Annotated in this window: 13 protein-coding genes; 4 read left to right on the forward strand and 9 right to left on the reverse strand. The window is 48.9% G+C overall.

The window, feature by feature from the left end; genetic code table 11:
* The first annotated feature begins 346 nt into the window (after positions 1-346).
* On the forward strand, positions 347-1,048 hold the full coding sequence (locus FTT89_RS13480; protein ID WP_180172885.1) for an IS1 family transposase: 702 nt from the start codon (positions 347-349) through the stop codon (positions 1,046-1,048).
* A 116-nt stretch (positions 1,049-1,164) separates the two neighbouring features.
* Here FTT89_RS13480 and dnaJ read toward each other — a convergent pair whose 3' ends face one another.
* The 4 genes from dnaJ to FTT89_RS13500 form a co-directional block, all read right to left on the reverse strand.
* Positions 1,165-2,274 carry a molecular chaperone DnaJ gene (gene dnaJ, locus FTT89_RS13485; RefSeq protein ID WP_180172886.1) on the reverse strand — a complete coding sequence of 370 codons (1,110 nt, stop codon included), beginning with the start codon at positions 2,272-2,274 and terminating at the stop codon, positions 1,165-1,167.
* A gap of 106 nt (positions 2,275-2,380) precedes the next feature.
* The gene (locus FTT89_RS13490) at positions 2,381-2,758 is read right to left on the reverse strand and encodes a hypothetical protein (protein WP_005181203.1); all 378 of its coding nucleotides are present in this window, start codon (positions 2,756-2,758) and stop codon (positions 2,381-2,383) included.
* A 131-nt stretch (positions 2,759-2,889) separates the two neighbouring features.
* A complete protein-coding gene (locus FTT89_RS13495) occupies positions 2,890-6,036 on the reverse strand; it encodes an efflux RND transporter permease subunit (protein WP_180172887.1) in 3,147 nt (1,048 codons plus the stop codon).
* Positions 6,037-6,038: 2 nt separating this feature from the next.
* The gene (locus tag FTT89_RS13500; protein WP_075174688.1) at positions 6,039-7,139 is read right to left on the reverse strand and encodes an efflux RND transporter periplasmic adaptor subunit; all 1,101 of its coding nucleotides are present in this window, start codon (positions 7,137-7,139) and stop codon (positions 6,039-6,041) included.
* A gap of 153 nt (positions 7,140-7,292) precedes the next feature.
* Between FTT89_RS13500 and FTT89_RS13505 the strand changes: the two genes are divergently transcribed.
* The 3 genes from FTT89_RS13505 (at position 7,293) to FTT89_RS13515 (ending at position 12,338) form a co-directional block, all read left to right on the forward strand.
* On the forward strand, positions 7,293-7,904 hold the full coding sequence (locus tag FTT89_RS13505; protein ID WP_180172888.1) for a TetR/AcrR family transcriptional regulator: 612 nt from the start codon (positions 7,293-7,295) through the stop codon (positions 7,902-7,904).
* A 139-nt stretch (positions 7,905-8,043) separates the two neighbouring features.
* Positions 8,044-10,728 (forward strand): phosphoenolpyruvate carboxylase, encoded by a 2,685-nt coding sequence (gene ppc, locus FTT89_RS13510; protein ID WP_180172889.1) that lies wholly within the window; start codon positions 8,044-8,046, stop codon positions 10,726-10,728.
* A gap of 299 nt (positions 10,729-11,027) precedes the next feature.
* Entirely contained in the window at positions 11,028-12,338 is a 1,311-nt protein-coding gene (locus FTT89_RS13515; RefSeq protein ID WP_075174685.1) for a solute carrier family 23 protein, read from the forward strand.
* 243 nt (positions 12,339-12,581) lie between these two features.
* Here the strand turns inward: FTT89_RS13515 and FTT89_RS13520 are convergent, their stop codons facing one another.
* The 5 genes from FTT89_RS13520 to FTT89_RS13540 form a co-directional block, all read right to left on the reverse strand.
* On the reverse strand, positions 12,582-12,758 hold the full coding sequence (locus FTT89_RS13520) for a hypothetical protein (RefSeq protein WP_005181183.1): 177 nt from the start codon (positions 12,756-12,758) through the stop codon (positions 12,582-12,584).
* A gap of 410 nt (positions 12,759-13,168) precedes the next feature.
* The gene (locus FTT89_RS13525; protein ID WP_104472805.1) at positions 13,169-13,456 is read right to left on the reverse strand and encodes a chorismate mutase; all 288 of its coding nucleotides are present in this window, start codon (positions 13,454-13,456) and stop codon (positions 13,169-13,171) included.
* A complete protein-coding gene (locus FTT89_RS13530) occupies positions 13,437-14,759 on the reverse strand; it encodes a hypothetical protein (protein ID WP_005181177.1) in 1,323 nt (440 codons plus the stop codon). The genes FTT89_RS13525 and FTT89_RS13530 overlap by 20 nt, the downstream gene beginning before the upstream one ends.
* Before the next feature lie 79 nt (positions 14,760-14,838).
* Positions 14,839-16,524 carry a dihydroxy-acid dehydratase gene (ilvD, locus tag FTT89_RS13535; RefSeq protein WP_075167675.1) on the reverse strand — a complete coding sequence of 562 codons (1,686 nt, stop codon included), beginning with the start codon at positions 16,522-16,524 and terminating at the stop codon, positions 14,839-14,841.
* A 293-nt stretch (positions 16,525-16,817) separates the two neighbouring features.
* Positions 16,818-17,021 carry a hypothetical protein gene (locus FTT89_RS13540; RefSeq protein ID WP_067731511.1) on the reverse strand — a complete coding sequence of 68 codons (204 nt, stop codon included), beginning with the start codon at positions 17,019-17,021 and terminating at the stop codon, positions 16,818-16,820.
* Positions 17,022-17,115 lie beyond the last annotated feature (94 nt).

Consider the following 17,115-nt stretch of genomic DNA (forward strand, 5'->3'; position numbering starts at 1 on the left):
ACCTGGTCTTCCAGGCTTAACTTGGGCGGTCTGCCTTTGGCAGGGACATGTTTCTTCAATTGCTCAACCATTAAATCAAAGGTTGACCATGAGATGCCCGTGTATCGCTTGAACTGAGGATCAGAAAACTTGTTTGAATCGATGTATTTCATCCGCAGATTATGCATGAATGCCAAGAAATCTGGAGTGCAAATATCAACCAAAAAGAAGATCGTTTTTTGATTTATGAAAGAGATCTAATTAATTAATTTATTTATTTTTTTCTGAAACCAGTGAGTTCTATTCTAGGTGGTGTATCAAAAAGTATGCTAAAAAAAAGCAGGTTGAATTTTGATAAAATAGAGAAATGCAAATAACTCTAGAAATCAAATGTCCAACCTGCCTCAGTGACAGTATAAAGAAAAATGGCATCAAAGTAGATGGGAAACAAAACTACCAATGCAAAGACTGCAAACGTCAGTTTATTGGTGACCATGCTCTGAGCTATCTAGGATGTAATTCTGGCATTACTCGTAAAGTATTACAGTTAATGGTCAGAGGCAGCGGTATACGAGATATCGCTGAAGTTGAGCGCATTAGTATCGGTAAAGTCTTACGGACTTTAACTGAATCGGCCTATCAAATTCAGCCTAAACAAAGTCATTATGAATCTCTCGAAGTAGATGAATTCTGGACTTTTGTTGGAAATAAAAATAATAAACAATGGCTTATTTACGCCTACCATCGAGAAACAGGTGAGATTGTTGCTTATGTTTGGGGTAAGAGAGATTTAGCTACAGTCCAAAGGTTGAAGGCAAAGCTTAAACAATTAGGTATTCACTACACCCGAATTGCAAGTGATCATTGGGACAGTTTCATCACTGCTTTTAAAAACTGCAAGCAAAGTATTGGTAAGTTATTTACTGTAGGAATTGAAGGTAATAATTGCAAAATAAGGCATCGAATAAGGCGTGGTTTTAGAAGAAGTTGTAATTTCTCCAAAAAGCTTGAAAACCATTTTAAAGCCTTCGACTTAACTTTGTTTTACATCAATAATGGCTTCATTTAATGTCAGCATACTTTTTAAAACACCACCTAATTTTTTACTCGCCATAAAAAAGGGAGATGATGTTCATCTCCCTTTGTGTTTGAGCGCGCTGTTTAAACTGGCTTAGTTAAACTGAATTAGTCAAACAGACGGTCAAAGAATGACTTTTTCTTTGGTGACGAATTGTTGTTATCACCATCCAGCGTCGCTTGCAGTTCTTTCAGCAGTTCACGCTGACGCGACGTCAGGTTCACTGGGGTTTCCACCACAATACGGCACAGCAGATCGCCGACCATGCTGGTACGTACCGGTTTTACGCCTTTACCGCGCAGACGGAACAGTTTACCGGTTTGGGTGCCTTCCGGAATTTTCAGGCTCACCCGGCCATCCAGCGTCGGAATTTCAATTTCTTTACCTAATGCGGCATCGGCAATTGAAACCGGCACATCCATATACAGATCGGCACCATCACGCTGGAAGATTTCATGCTCGCGCACCACCACTTCTACGTACAGGTCACCGGCCTGGCCATCACGGATCGCTTCACCTTTACCGGTTAAACGTACCCGGTCGCCATTGTCGACACCGGCTGGAATGGTAACCTCCAGGGTTTGCTGACGGTCAGATACCCCTGAACCATGACATATGTTACATGGGTTCTTGATGATTTTGCCCTGGCCACGACAGGTGCTACAGGTCTGCTGCACCGAGAAGAAACCTTGCTGCATACGTACCTGACCGGCACCATGACAGGTTTTACAGGTTTCAACATCATTCGGATTTTGCGAGCCTTTACCATCACAGGCATCACACGGTGCAGGTGCGGTAAAGCTGATGGTTTTTTTCACCCCTTTAACCGCTTCTTCCAGGGTCAGTTCCATCACATAGCGCAGGTCCGAACCTCGGCGCGCACGTTGCTGACGGCCACCGCCCCCAAAGGCCCCCCCAAAAATATCGCCGAACTGGCTAAAGATATCTTCGGCACTAAAGCCACCGCCGAAGCCACCACCGCCCATGCCGCCTTCAAAGGCCTGATGGCCCATACGGTCGTACATGCTGCGTTTTTCGCTGTCCGACAGTACTTCATAAGCTTCTGAAGCTTCTTTAAATTTTTCTTCAGCTTCCGGGTTATCTGGGTTACGGTCCGGATGATATTTCATCGCCAACTTACGGTAGGCTTTTTTAATTTCATCATCACTAGCGGTTTTAGCAACACCCAAAACCTCATAATAATCACGTTTAGCCATGTCTGGCGATGCTCCTCACGGAATTTTATTTAAGACTCAACTGAGGTCTGAAATTGGGGTTTATCCCAGATTTACAAGGGCAGGCAGCGAAAAAAATTTAGGCTGCTTAAAACACCGCCTTGTTTTTCATGAATTTACTTAAGCCTTTGATCCAGGCATTGAGTAAATATAAGAAGGCAATGGCGCTAAATACCACACCGGCAATGGTGGTCGCAGTGACCCAGGTGGCGTCATTCCAGGCATAGAAAAATAGCGGAATAAACCACAGGGCAGCAAATACCGCCAAAATGGAGTAGATCATGACATTGCGCATGACCCAGAGTGCCTGGGCCTGTAACCAGACCTCGGTCTGATCGACCATCACCACTTTACGGGCCAGCCAGTAGGCAAAAATGGCGCTAATTAAGGTAAACAGGGCGAAAAACATGAAGACGTAAGAAAGAGCAATCGAACGACGTAACTTGGCTAAGCTATCTTGCTGCATGTGTGCTTCAACCCCATTTACTGCATGTTTGGTTTTATAATATGCAGTAAATTTACCTATTGAAAATTGTAAAAATGAAGGTGCTACTATATTGAAATTTTCAAGCTTTCGCACCTTATATTGACACAAAATCAGGCCATATTCTGATTTTTTTTCACTTTAAACCACTGCGCATACAGGGCCGGCAAAAAGAATAAAGTGAGCAGGGTCGCAATAATCAATCCGCCCATGATGGCCACCGCCATCGGGCCAAAGAAAATACTGCGCGACAGCGGAATCATGGCCAGCACGGCGGCCAGTGCAGTCAGCACAATTGGACGGCAGCGGCGCACCGTGGCATTGATAATCGCATCCCACGGCGCTTCACCGGCCTGAATATCCTGCTCGATCTGGTCAATCAGAATCAGTGAGTTACGCATGATCATCCCCGACAGCGCAATGGTGCCGAGCATGGCCACAAAACCAAAAGGTTTATTGAACAGTAGCAGAAACAGCACCACCCCAATAATGCCAAGCGGCGCGGTTAAAAACACGATACAGGCCCGTGACATGCTTTTAAGCTGCAGCATCAACAGGGTAAACACCACCGCCAAAAACAGCGGCATACCGGCATTGACCGAGCTTTGCCCTCGCGCCGATTCTTCCACCGTCCCGCCGACTTCTAACAGGTAGCCGTTTGGCAACTGGCTGCGAATCTGCTGTAACGGTTCGCTTAGCTCCCCCACCACCGTGGCCGGTTGTAAACCGCTGCTGATGTCAGCCCGTACGGTAATGGTCGGTAAACGGTTACGGTGCCAGATCAGGCCTTCTTCAAAACGGTATTCAATCTGGGCAATCTGGGCCAATGGCACACTGCTACCCTGCGTAGTTGGTACTGCCAGACTGCTGAGTGAACCAACATCGACCCGCTCGGCTGCATCACCGCGCAGGCGGATTTCAATCAGTTCACGTTTTTCCCGGTACTGGTCAATCGCGCTGCCAAGAATGGAACTGTTGAGGAAGTTAGCCAGATCAACACTGCTGACGCCCATTTGTCGCGCCCGGTCCTGATCAATCTGTAGATGAATGACCTTGCTTGGCTCACCCCAGTCCAGATGCACATTGGTGGTGTTTGGATTGTCATCGACCTGAGCTGCGACCTGCTGCGCCCATTGCCGTACCTGAGCCAGATCTTCACCGGAGACCCTGAACTGGAGTGGATAGCCAACCGGCGGACCATTTTCCAGCAGCGACACCCGGGTACGCGCTTCCGGCAATAATTTACGAATCTGCTCATCCAGCGAACGGCGAATTTCATCCCGGTCTTCTAGCGATGAGGCCAGCACCACAAACTGGGCAAAACTGGTTTGCGGCAACTGCTGATCGAGCGGTAAATAAAAACGCGGCGAGCCGGTGCCGACATAGGCCACATAATTATCAATCCCCTCCTGCTTGGCCAGGAACTGCTCGACCTTTTGTACTGCGGCTTCGGTGGCTGTTAAAGAAGCGCCTTCTTCAAGTTTCAGATCAACCAGAATTTCGGCCCGGTTCGATGGCGGGAAAAACTGCTGCGGCACCAGCTTGAACATCAAAATCGACAGCACAAAAATGCCTACCGTAGCGGCAATCACAGTTTTGCGGTAGGTCACACAAGTATCGACCCAGCGGCGAAAGCCCTGATAAAAACGGGTCTGATACGGATTATGCTGCTCACCGACATGATGCACCACAGGCGCTGGAGCGGGCTGCTTGCGCAGACGTGCCCAAAGGCGCTGATACCAGCTGGCCTGTTGTGGCTGCTGATTAAAATCGGGCAGCAGTTTATCACCCAGATACGGCACAAACAGCACCGCGGCAAACCAGGACACCACCAGCGCAATGGTCACTACCTGGAAGATGGAGCGGGTATATTCGCCGGTACTAGACGCGGCCGTGGCAATCGGTAAAAAGCCGGCGGCGGTAATCAGGGTACCCGTCAGCATTGGAAAAGCGGTGGTTTTCCAGGTAAAGCCGGCCGCCTGAAGCCGGCTATAGCCCTGCTCCATTTTAATAGCCATCATCTCTACCGCAATAATGGCATCATCCACCAGCAGACCCAGCGCCAGAATCAGGGCACCAAGGGAAATCTTGTGCAGACCGACATCAAACAGGTTCATGCCGGCAAAGGTCATCGCCAGCACCAGTGGAATCGAAAAAGCCACCACCAGACCGGTACGAAACCCGAGCGAGAAAAAGCTGACCAGCAGCACAATAATCACCGCCTCGGCCAGTACCTTCATAAATTCATTGACACTGTGCTTGACCGCCACCGGCTGATCCGAGACTTTTTGCAGCTGCATGCCCAGTGGCAAGGTCTGTTGTAGCTGCTGGAATTCGCTGGCCAGGTTCTCCCCCAGCGCCAGAATATCGCCGCCTTTACGCATAGACACGGCAATGCCAATCCCGTTTTCGCCCATAAAGCGCATCCGTGGCTGGGCCGGATCACTAAAACCGCGGTAAATCTCCGCGACATCGCCCAGTTGAATGGTGGTACCATTGACCAGCAGCGGCATCTGTTGCAAGGCTTCAACACTGTTCAGCTGACCGCTGACCCGGACCTGAATCCGGTCGGTTTCAGTTTCAAAAAAGCCGGCACTGGCCATGCTGTTCTGCTGCTGCAACGCCTGCTGAATGGCGGTAACTGGAATACCGAGCTGGGCCGCTTTGGTATTGGACAGTTCAATCCAGATTTTCTGGTCTTGCAGGCCAATCAGTTCGACCTTGCTGACATCCTTGACCCGCTGCAATTGTAGCTGCAGGCGATCGGCATACTCTTTTAAGGTGGCATAGTCAAAATCTTCACCGGTCAGCACATAAATATTGCCGAAGGTATCGCCAAATTCATCGTTAAAAAACGGCCCCTGCACACCTTGGGGCAGCTCATGCCGGATATCATTGATTTTCTTGCGCACGGTATACCAGATATCCGGAATTTGCCCGGAACGCAGCGAATCTTTGGCAATAAAGGTCACCATCGATTCTCCCGGACGCGAATAAGCCAGAATCCGCTCGTACTGCCCGGTGGTCATCAGCTCTTTTTCAATCCGGTCAGTGACCTGCAAGGACACTTCCTTGGCGGTGGCGCCCGGCCAGTAGGTCTGCACCACCATCACCTTAAAGGTAAACGGCGGATCTTCACTCTGCGACAATTTGGAATAAGAATACATGCCAATAATGCCAAGCAGCAGCATGAAATACAGAATCAGGCCCTTGTTTTTTAAGGCCCATTCCGACAGGTTAAAGTTTAGCGGTGCACTCATGCTTAACCCCCTGCCTGAATCTTGACGGCACGGTTTTCCCGGTCAATCGGATGGATTTTTTGCTGATCGCGCAGCAGATGCACCCCACCCACTACCACATAGTCCGTTGGCTTTAGACCACTCAGCACCGGTACGCTGTCACGGCCATAGGCACCCAGCTGTACATCTACTTTACGTAGCTGATGATTGGCGCCCACCACCAGGACATAAGCCTGCTGGCCATTGGCCGAGACGCTGGACAGCGGTACGGTCAGCTGCTGCTGTGCATTGCCATTTAAAAACACCCGCGCACTTTGTCCCAGCTGGATGGCCGGATTGGCAGCACGTAGCGCCACCTTGACACTAAAAGTACGTGACTGGTCAGCTGCCGGTGAAATCTCCCGCACATAGGCTTCAAAGCGCTGATCCGGCTGTGACCATAAGGTGACTGTGGCCGGCTGACCGACTTTAATCTGGCTCATGGCCTGCTCCGGCACGCCAATCACCACTTCACGTTCACCGGAAATTGCCAGCTGATACGCCGCCTGACCGGCTGCCACCACCTGCCCCACTTCAATATTGCGTGCGGTAATCACCCCGTTTTTATTGGCCACCAGCCGGTTATATACGGTCTGGTTCTGCGCCACCGCATAATTGGACTGCGCCTGTTTCAGTGCTGCCACAGCAGATTTGTATTGATTGTCGATGGCATCGTATTGCGAGCGGCTAACCGCATTCATTGGCAACAGCTGCTGAAAACGTTGCAATTCATCTTGGGCAATTTTGGCGGCCGACTGGGCACTGTCGAGCTGGGCGCGCGCTGCATTCAGCTGTAACTGGGCATCTTTAACATCTAAACGTGCCAGCACCTGCCCGACCTTGACCTGATCGCCCACATCAACATAGCGCTCCACCACCTGACCGCCCACCCGAAAGGCCAACGCGGTCTGCTGACGCGCCTGCACCTCACCGGCATAGCTTTTTTGTGCCTGATGACTGGAGGTGGGCTGGGCCACCATCACATAGGGAATATTCTGTTCAGTGCTGGCGCTGTCCTTGCTGCAACCGACCAGGGTGCTACACACCAGGATCAGGCTGAGAACTACCGTGTTAATCGTGCTCATGCGGTTGACTCTTATTTGTCAGATGTTTTTCAGGCAAAATAGCAATATATTAAAAATGATCAATTTTTAATTAATATACCGATGAGTACATTAATTGCAAGAAACAGCAAAACACAATGACTGTTTTTATTTTATTTAGGATATTTTCAGCAAATGAACGTCGGACGTCCCAAAGATCTCGAAAAACGCCAGTGCATTCTGGAATCGGCTAAATCCTTGTTTTTAAAGCAGGGCTATCATGGTTCGAGCATGAATGAAATTGCCCGCGATGCCGGCGTGACCAAACTGACGGTCTATAATCATTTTCAGGACAAGGCCACCTTGTTTACCTGTGCCATTGAAGATACCTGTGAAGCCCTGATTATGGCGCGTCCGCCGCAGCTCGGTGCCGACAGCAATTTCCAGCAGGCGCTGGCGCAGCTGTGTGCGCTGTCCCTGGAAATTGTCTATTTACCCGAAGCCATCAAGCTGGAATATCTGCTGCTCGATTTGGCCTCACAGCAAAGTCCGCTGTTACAGCAGTTTTATCAGGCCTCGCATCAAAAGCTGAACCAAGTCTGGCAGCACTTTTTCCAGCAGGCCATTGATTTAGAGTTCATCCCCAACAGACCGCTAGAACAGTTAATCCAGTTGATGCTGTCGTTGTTGCTCGGTCAGCGCCATCATGAAATTTTGCTCGGCATCCGCCCGATTCCGGCCACCGAGGAACAGCAGCAGCTGATCCAGTCCAGTATCCAGCTGTTCCTGCAAGCCATCTCCGAGTGACTGGCTGCCTAAGCCTTGAACAAAACCGGCTTTTTTGCAGCGCTTCCGGATAAAAATTATCCGACTTTCGCCTGGTGCTAGCTTGGATTGTCACGAATTCCGGGTATAGTCAAAACAGGAACTCTGGAGAGGGAAAAAAATGATTCAACAAATTGCTACTCCATTACGCGAAGATGTGCGTCTGCTGGGAAATTTACTGGGCGATACCCTGAAACAGCACGCCGGACAAGATTTGTTTAATCAGGTCGAACAGATTCGTGCGCTGGCCAAAGGCGCCCGTGATGGCCAGATTGAAGCAGAAAAACAACTCGAACAACTGCTGTCCAGTCTGGAAGATGAGGAAATTCTGCCGCTAACCCGTGCCTTTACCCACTTTTTAAATTTTGCCAATATTGCCGAGCAGTATCATGTGGTGCGTAGCCGCCGCCAGAGCGAATTTGATGACAGCGCACCCTCCCCGAATCCACTCGATCATCTGTTTCAGAAGTTCCAGCAGCACGATATTTCTGCCGAGACCTTGTTCCAGCAGATCTGCGAGCTGAATATTGAACTGGTCTTAACCGCGCATCCGACCGAAGTTAGCCGCCGCACCCTCATTCAGAAATATGATGGCATCAATGCCTGCCTGTCAGCCTTTGACCAGCAGAAACTGACGCCGCGTGAGCGTCAGGCGGTACTGGAAGAGCTGAAACAGCTGATCAGCTCGGCCTGGCAGACTGATGAAATTCGTCAGCATCGCCCGACACCGATTGATGAAGCCAAATGGGGCTTTACCACCATTGAACAGACGCTGTGGAATGCAGTGCCCAAATTTATCCGGGAACTGGACAGCATGGTGCAGGCCCAGTGTGGTCAGCAGCTGCCGCTGGAAATTGCACCGCTACGTTTTGCCTCCTGGATGGGCGGTGACCGCGATGGCAACCCGAATGTGACCCATCAGGTGACCCAGGAAGTGCTGTGGCTCTCGCGCTGGAAAGCCGCCGATTTGTACCTGCGCGATATTGAAGATTTGCGCTGGGAACTGTCGATCCAGCAATGCAGTCCGGAGCTGCTGGCTGCCATTGGTACGCCGCATCCTGAACCGTATCGTGAATATTTACGTGAAACGCGCCAGCGTTTGACCGCCACCCGTGACTGGCTGGCGCAAAAGCTGCAAGGCCTGGATGCTGATGACAGTCAGGTAATCAAAAGTAAACAGGAACTGCTGACCCCGTTATTGCTGTGTCACCGCTCATTAATGGCCTGCAACATGCCGGAAATTGCCAATGGCAAGCTGCTGGATTTCATTCGCCGGGTCAACTGTTTCGGGATTGAACTGCTCAAACTGGATATCCGTCAGGAATCTGGCCGGCATCGTCAGGCCATTTCGGCAATTACCGAATATCTCGGGCTGGGCAATTTTGAAACCTGGACCGAACAGGCGCGGCAGAATTTCCTGCTGCAGGAACTGCAAAGCAAACGTCCGCTATTACCCAAATACCTACAGGAACCAAAACAGAGCCTGATTGAACATCCGGATGTGCAGGAAGTATTTGCCACCATGCGGACTCTGGCCGAACAGCCATCGGAATCACTGGGTGCCTATATTATTTCCATGGCCGAATATCCAAGTGATGTGCTAGCGGTGTTATTGCTGCAAAAAGAAGCCGGTATTCAAACGCCGCTACGCGTGGTGCCGCTGTTTGAAACCCTGAAAGATCTGGACGGCGCAGCCGACACCATGCACACCCTGTTTAGTATGCACTGGTACAAGCAGCATATTCAGGGCAAACATGAAGTGATGATTGGCTATTCCGACTCGGCCAAAGATGCCGGCTTTATGTCGGCCAACTGGGCCCAGTATCGTGCCCAGGAAGAACTGACTGCTGTGGCGCAGCAGCACGGGGTTCAGCTAACCCTGTTCCATGGCCGTGGCGGTTCTATCAGCCGTGGCGGCGCACCGACCCAGCAAGCCCTGTTCTCACAACCACCAGGTTCAATTTCCGGTGCGATTCGCGTCACCGAACAGGGCGAAATGATCCGCTTCAAGTTTGGTCTGGAAGAAATTGCCTTACAGAATCTGGAAATCTATACCGCTGCAACACTGGAGGCGACCTTGCTGCCACCGCCGGTTCCTAAACAGGAATGGCGCCAGTTAATGCACAGCATGACTGACCTGTCGGTGCAGGTCTATCGCCAGACTGTACGGGAAAATCCGCATTTTGTGAAATACCTGCGTACCGTGACCCCGGAACTGGAGCTGCAAATGCTGCCGCTTGGTTCACGTCCGGCCAAGCGTAAAGTCAGCGGCGGCATTGAATCGCTACGTGCCATTCCCTGGGTGTTTGCCTGGACCCAGATCCGTCTGATGCTACCGGCCTGGCTGGGTACTGGTGCTGCTATTAACCAGGTCATTGCCCAGGACCAGCAGGCACTGCTGGAAGAAATGCTGCGCGAATGGCCCTATTTCCAGACCCTGGTGGATATGCTGGAGATGGTTCTGTCCAAGGCCGATGGGCATATTGCACTCTACTATGAGGCACATCTGACCGAAGATGAAGAACTGAAAGCCCTAGGGGCCGAGCTGCGTCAACGCCTGAAAGATGCAGTCCAGACCTTGCTGACACTGAAAGGTGAGTCACAGCTCCTCAGCAGCAATGATGTGCTGGATCAGTCGATGAAAGTACGTAAACCGTATTTACTGCCACTGCATCTGCTGCAGGCTGAACTGATGAAACGTCGTCGCCAGTATCTCAACAGCCAGCAGGCCGAGCATAGTCCGGTAGATCATGCCTTAATGGTCACCATTGCCGGTATTGCTGCCGGATTACGCAACACCGGCTAAGTCAAATTGGCAAAAACATACAGCACATGTTCTGCATGTGCTGTATTTTTAAGCAGTCATAAAGCTGTCATTTCTTTTTTTATGAATAAAATAATTATTATTTATACATTCCCTCCAGCCAAAGTCGATGAATTAATCTACTGATTTCATACTATTTTTATATTAAAAAATTTTTACCCTGCGGTAAAAAACAAAGTAAAGTCATAGAATTAATTTGAACAAAAATTTTGTATCTCCGATTAAATCTTTTAAAAAACAGGAGTATGATTGGCACAATTTGTCTTTAGAGTGCTCAAAATATGTCCAATTGGTTTCCCAAATGGCGCCCGTATCAAGGCAGTATCGATGCACGTCCTGTAGGTACCAATGAGTATCTTCCACCTGCGCAAACTGTGGTTCTGGGGGTTCAGCACGCGTTTGCCATGTTTGGTGCGACGGTACTTGCGCCTTTCCTGATGGGCTTTGACCCGAACCTGGCCATTCTGATGTCCGGGATCTGTACCATCCTGTTCTTTATTATGACCGGTGGTCGCGTTCCTAGTTATTTAGGTTCCAGCTTTGCCTTTATTGGGGTGGTAATTGCTGCGACCGGTTATGCCGCATCCGGCACGGGCGGACCCAACCCGAATATTGCGGTGGCAGCCGGCGGGATTATTGCCTGCGGTATTTTATATGCCCTGCTCGGCTTTCTGGTCATGGCCACCGGCACGCGCTGGATTGAAAAATTAATGCCGCCTGTAGTTACCGGTGCAGTGGTGATGATCATTGGTCTGAACCTGGCGCCGGTCACGGTCAAAGGCGTAGCTGGTAATCCATTTAATATGTGGATGGCGCTGGTGACTGTCCTATGTATGGGTTCGATTGCGGTATTTACCAAAGGACTGTTACAGCGCCTGTTGCTCCTGGTTGGTCTGCTGCTGGCCTATCTGGTTTACTTTATTGTCAGTAATGTCATGGGTTATGGCACGCCAATTAACTTTGCCCCAATCCAGCAGGCGGCATGGTTTGGCCTGCCAACCTTCCATGGTCCGGAATTTGAAGTCAATGCCATGCTGATCATTGCCCCGGTGGCGCTGATTCTGGTGGCAGAAAACCTGGGCCATATTAAAGCCGTGAGTGCCATGACCGGTGAAAACCTGGACCCGCACATTGGTAAAGCCTTTGTTGCCGATGGTGTAGCCACCACTTTAGCCGGTGGTGTCGGTGCGCCAGGCATGACCACCTATGGTGAAAATATTGGCGTGATGGCAGTAACACGTGTCTACTCGACCATTATTTTTGCAGTTGCCGGTGTGTTTGCCATTTTCCTTGGTTTATCGCCTAAGTTTGGTGCCATTATTCATACCATTCCAAGCGCGATTTTAACCGGTGCCTCAATTGTGGTGTTTGGTCTGATTACCATTGCTGGAGCCAAAATCTGGATTGAAAACAAAGTCGACTTCTCAAAAAACAAAAACCTGATGGTGGCGGCAGTGACCATTATTTTAGGTACCGGTGACTTTGCCCTGCAATTCGGCAGCTTTAACCTAGGTGGTATTGGTACGGCAACCTTTGCCGCACTGTTACTGAACCTGTTCTTTAGCTTGGGCGAAAAATCAGAAAAAGCATAACTGCCCTGACTAATATACAAAAAAACCGAAGCCGGTATGATCAGTACCGGCTTCGGTTTTTTTATCTGAAACCTAAACGCTAGCAGTCAGGTTTCAAGGCAAAATTAAATTATTTTTGCTTTTTCAGGGCTTTTTGCAGCTGTTTCAATTTACCCTGATGTTTTGAAATCTTTTTCAAACGTGCTTTGATTTTTTGCTTTAACGATTTAACTTGCTTCGCCATGGTATTACTCCCTAGTAAGGCTATTCGCGCTTGTGCTGTTTCACAAAGCTACGAATAAATTTTCTTAATTCACGAGCAGCACTAGTATCCAGTTCTTCACACAAATGAATAAATTCATCGCGTTCAGCACTATTAATACGAATTAAAAGTTGTCCATCTTTTTTGCCTGTCTTTATTTTTTTGATTTGCTCGCTCATTGCTTCACTCCAAAATAAAGACGCTTTAACAAAAAGATGTATATACAATATATATACATTTTCAATTAAGTCAAATCTATCGTGTTAAAATATGTAATAAAATCAATAGATTTAGTTTACCAAAAAACTATAGACGCGCGCAAAGCCTGCCGGGCTCTAGCTTTGCGCAAAATACCGCCATCGGTTTATTTTTAAATTAAAGTTAGATGATTCGCTTGTTTTTCAACCAACCTTGATCTTGAAGCGAAACAGCAGCTCAGATTCATCTCACCTGCTGAGTGCGGATTTCTATGGTTCTGGCTAAAGATTAAAGACGAACAAAAATAATCCGCGCCGCCGGAATCAGGAAGATTATCCCGGCCTGCTGTGATGAAAACAGAGTGCCAGCGCGTTTTTAATTGTTATCGGTTTTAAGGTCTAAACTGTTTCAGTTCACGCTGAATAAAGTGCTGGAACATGGTCTGGTACAGCTGTTCAATTAGCTGAGCATCGAGCCCCAAGCTGGTGGCCTGGCTATGCAGACGCTCCAGAATCTGGGCCTGGCGTTCCGGGGTCTGCATATCGGTTTCTGATTTTTTAAAACGGGTGGTCTGATCGACATAATATTGACGCGCTGCAATCAGCTCCACCAAAGCACTATCAATCACATCAATCTGTGCGCGAGCCTGTTCCAGCGACTCAACTTTCTCTTTTTTCATGTTGTAAGATGTCATTTTCAGCTTCGTTTTCACTTTTGTACTTTTCTTCTAACACATTACTGAAAATACTTTCAATCATCCAGACGCGATAAAGGCTATTAAACACATAACTTTGCCCGTCAATCCGCAGCTCCAGCACCGGTAAATTCGGCTGGGACTTCATTTCACAAAGCATGTCATTGTCTTTTAGATACTGTTCAATATCGGCGCTGCTCAGTTCAACAATGTTCAGCTCACGGCGTAACTGCTCGAAATGGGCTTTAAAAGACAGGTCTTTGCCCTGGGTCCACACCGCCTGCAAAATTCGGTGAATGGCCTGCATGCGCTGCTCTTCCGGCACGCTATAAAACAGTCGCGCCATCTGATAGGTGGCATCCTGGGTCGGCCGGCAAAACGGGGTAAAGGCCACTTCGGTGCGTTTGGATAAACGGGTCGCCAGACTCCAGTCAAACAGGTCACGGCCCTGATAACTGAGCGGATAGACATTCAAATGAATATTATAATAATTGGCCAGCTCTTCCTGAATATAGGCCAGCAGCAGCCAGGAAATCGGATCTTCCAGCGCGATATATAAATCCAGCTCCGGGTCCATACGCTGAATTTCATTTAAGGCTTCGGCATCATTAATTAAATGCTCACGCCATTCAATATGATTAATCAGGAAAATCGGATTACCGGTCAGCAGCTTCTGCTGTTTTAGGCGCCGGGTCAGGCGCAACAAATCATCTACCGCATGATACTGACGGCCACCAAACTCGAAATAGCTGGCAAGGATGGCATCCTGATTAAAAATCCGTTCCGGAAAATGCTGTTCCTGATGATGGCGGCTGGCCATGGCATACAGGGTGCGTAATTTGCCATACTGCTTTTGCCAGAGCATATGGAATACATCTTCCAGCAAATACAGAAAATCCTGACCGCGTAAAGGCGTATGCCGTAAGATGGTCTCAGCTTGCGCCAAGGCTTCCGGGGTCGGTTGCTCCGGGGTGTCATGAAAACTGAAACGGTGCTGCTTGGACAGGATCTGTGCATCATTCAGGCAATAGTTCTGCCACTCCAGCGCCGACATCTGGTTCGGCGGCTCTGCACTGCCACTGGAAATAATTACCTTTAACGGCTTTAAAGCATCGGAGAGGATTTCTTCAAGCTGTGGCAGTTCCTGCACCGCCAGATAGCTATACACATCATCTAAACGCAGATGAATACTGAGGCCCTGCTCAATCGGTAACACCGCTTGACGAGACGGTTTTTGATAAAACCAACTCGATCGGATTGGATCAAACCAACGGCGTAACAGTGACATGAGCTGAGCCTCTAAAGGATTAAACGGCGGAATAAAAGATACTACACCGGTTTATAACAATTTGATCTTAAATGATCAATTACACATCCAAATTTAAATCGGTCACGGCGCCAGTCTCTGCCCCTGAGGTCAGTCGGGCAAATTTGGCCAGTGCACCATGCGTATAATTTGGTTTTGGCTTGACCCAGGCCGCCTGACGCGCGGCAATTTCCTGTTCAGACACATGCCAGGTCATTTCACGGGTTTCGGCATTGATGGAGATTTTATCGCCATTTTTCACCAAACCAATTGGCCCACCTTCATAGGCTTCCGGGGTCACATGGCCAATCACAAAGCCATGACTGCCGCCAGAGAAACGGCCATCGGTAATCAGGGCCACAGCATCGCCCAGGCCTTTACCAATAATCGCCGAAGTCGGTTTTAGCATTTCAGGCATGCCCGGTCCGCCTTTTGGACCAACACCGCGAATTACCACCACTTCGCCCGGCTGCACCTGACCGTCAAGAATACCGCGCATAGCACCAATTTCGCCTTCAAACACCCGTGCCGGGCCTTCAAAATATAGGCCTTCTTTACCGGTAATTTTTGCCACCGCACCGGTTGGCGACAGGTTGCCTTTTAAAATCACCAGATGCGAATCTTTTTTCACCGGTGCATCAAATGGCAGGATAATCTGCTGGCCTTCCGGATAATCTTCAACATCCGCCAGGTTTTCGGCCAGTGTTTTACCGGTCACGGTCAGGCAGGAACCATCGAGCATACCGGCATCCAGCATCCGTTTCATCAGCGGCTGAATCCCGCCAATCGCAATCAGTTCAGACATCAGGTATTGACCGGATGGACGTACATCGGCCACCACCGGAATATCCTGACCAATGCGGACAAAATCATCCAGGCTCAGCTCGACCCCGGCCGTATGCGCCATCGCCAGTAAATGCAGCACGCCATTGGTGGAACCACCCAGGGCAATCAGCACTTTAATGGCATTTTCAAAAGCCGCTTTGGTCATGATGTCACGTGGCTTGATATCCAGACGGAGCAGATTCATCACTGCTTCACCAGCACGGGCACAGTCAATCTGCTTGTCTTCAGACACCGCTTCCTGTGCAGAGGAACCCGGCAGGCTCATTCCCAGAGCTTCAATCGCAGAGGCCATAGAATTCGCGGTATACATCCCCCCACAAGAACCCGGCCCTGGCAAAGACACTTCTTCAATATGTTTCACCTGAATCGCATTAATTTCGCCTTTGGCATGCTGACCCACCGCTTCAAATACCGAAATCATGTCGGTATGCCCTTCACCCGGCTTGATGGTGCCACCATAAATAAACAGACCTGGACGGTTTAAACGTGCCAAGCCCATGATGCAGCCCGGCATATTTTTGTCACAGCCCCCAATCGCAATCACGCCATCATAGGCCTGACAACCGACCACCGCTTCAATCGAATCGGCAATAATTTCACGCGACAGCAAGGAGTATTTCATCCCTTCAGTCCCGTTGGAGATCCCGTCGGAAATAGTGATGGTATTGAAGATAATCCCCTTACCACCGGCAGCATTAACGCCCTGCTCGACTGTACGCGCCAGACCATCAATATGCATATTACACGGCGTGACATTGGCCCAGGTCGAAGCGATCCCAATAAAAGGACGCGTAAAATCCTCATCCTGAAAACCGGTGGCACGCATCATGGATCGGGCCGGTGCATTTTCAATGCCTTCATAAACAGGCGCGGAATGTTCTCGGATATTGTCTTTACTCATTTTATTCGTCCTGAGTGTAATTTTTGAGAAGCCTAAATATTGGCTAGGTTTTATCCGATTGTATAGAAAGCAATCTCGACATAAAAGTAAGACTCTGTGTATCTGACTCAGTTATTTTTTATTTTCTTAGATGAGTATTTGAAGTACGAAGTTGCCATACATAATAAAAGACCCGGTCTTTTCAAGCCGGGCCTTTTACTGAGACTGTAAATCAGTCATGGGATGATTTCTGATTAGATTCATCTTTACACTATTTAAAATCAATTACTTATAAATTTTTAGTGTAGGCGTACTTAATTCACCTGATGCAGACCAAGTTCTTCATTGGAAGCCAACACCACAGATGCCAGAATCGGAGCCGCCAAAATCACAGGAACAGCTAAGATCCAAAAGACGACGGTATAATGTGGATCAAAGAAAAATTGAATGCTCAGTGCAGCTAAAATCATAATGAGCGCTAAAATTGCCACAAAGCGGCTAATAAATTTCATGGACATGCGTGTAATCACTTTTGCATTGATACTGTCGCTTTAGTATACACATACTTTTTTTAAGACTTTATCGGTTTTAAGTATCTAAAGCCCTCTCTCC

Source organism: Acinetobacter sp. YH01025 (assembly GCF_013420185.1).
GTDB lineage: Bacteria > Pseudomonadota > Gammaproteobacteria > Pseudomonadales > Moraxellaceae > Acinetobacter > Acinetobacter indicus.

Bases quoted from the DNA above. Each gene is read 5' to 3' on its own strand.
- FTT89_RS13480 (WP_180172885.1), top strand. From the start codon at position 347: ATGCAAATAACTCTAGAAATCAAATGTCCAACCTGCCTCAGTGACAGT.
- dnaJ (WP_180172886.1), bottom strand. From the start codon at position 2,274: ATGGCTAAACGTGATTATTATGAGGTTTTGGGTGTTGCTAAAACCGCT.
- FTT89_RS13490 (WP_005181203.1), bottom strand. From the start codon at position 2,758: ATGCAGCAAGATAGCTTAGCCAAGTTACGTCGTTCGATTGCTCTTTCT.
- FTT89_RS13495 (WP_180172887.1), bottom strand. From the start codon at position 6,036: ATGAGTGCACCGCTAAACTTTAACCTGTCGGAATGGGCCTTAAAAAAC.
- FTT89_RS13500 (WP_075174688.1), bottom strand. From the start codon at position 7,139: ATGAGCACGATTAACACGGTAGTTCTCAGCCTGATCCTGGTGTGTAGC.
- FTT89_RS13505 (WP_180172888.1), top strand. From the start codon at position 7,293: ATGAACGTCGGACGTCCCAAAGATCTCGAAAAACGCCAGTGCATTCTG.
- ppc (WP_180172889.1), top strand. From the start codon at position 8,044: ATGATTCAACAAATTGCTACTCCATTACGCGAAGATGTGCGTCTGCTG.
- FTT89_RS13515 (WP_075174685.1), top strand. From the start codon at position 11,028: ATGTCCAATTGGTTTCCCAAATGGCGCCCGTATCAAGGCAGTATCGAT.
- FTT89_RS13520 (WP_005181183.1), bottom strand. From the start codon at position 12,758: ATGAGCGAGCAAATCAAAAAAATAAAGACAGGCAAAAAAGATGGACAA.
- FTT89_RS13525 (WP_104472805.1), bottom strand. From the start codon at position 13,456: ATGAAAAAAGAGAAAGTTGAGTCGCTGGAACAGGCTCGCGCACAGATT.
- FTT89_RS13530 (WP_005181177.1), bottom strand. From the start codon at position 14,759: ATGTCACTGTTACGCCGTTGGTTTGATCCAATCCGATCGAGTTGGTTT.
- ilvD (WP_075167675.1), bottom strand. From the start codon at position 16,524: ATGAGTAAAGACAATATCCGAGAACATTCCGCGCCTGTTTATGAAGGC.
- FTT89_RS13540 (WP_067731511.1), bottom strand. From the start codon at position 17,021: ATGTCCATGAAATTTATTAGCCGCTTTGTGGCAATTTTAGCGCTCATT.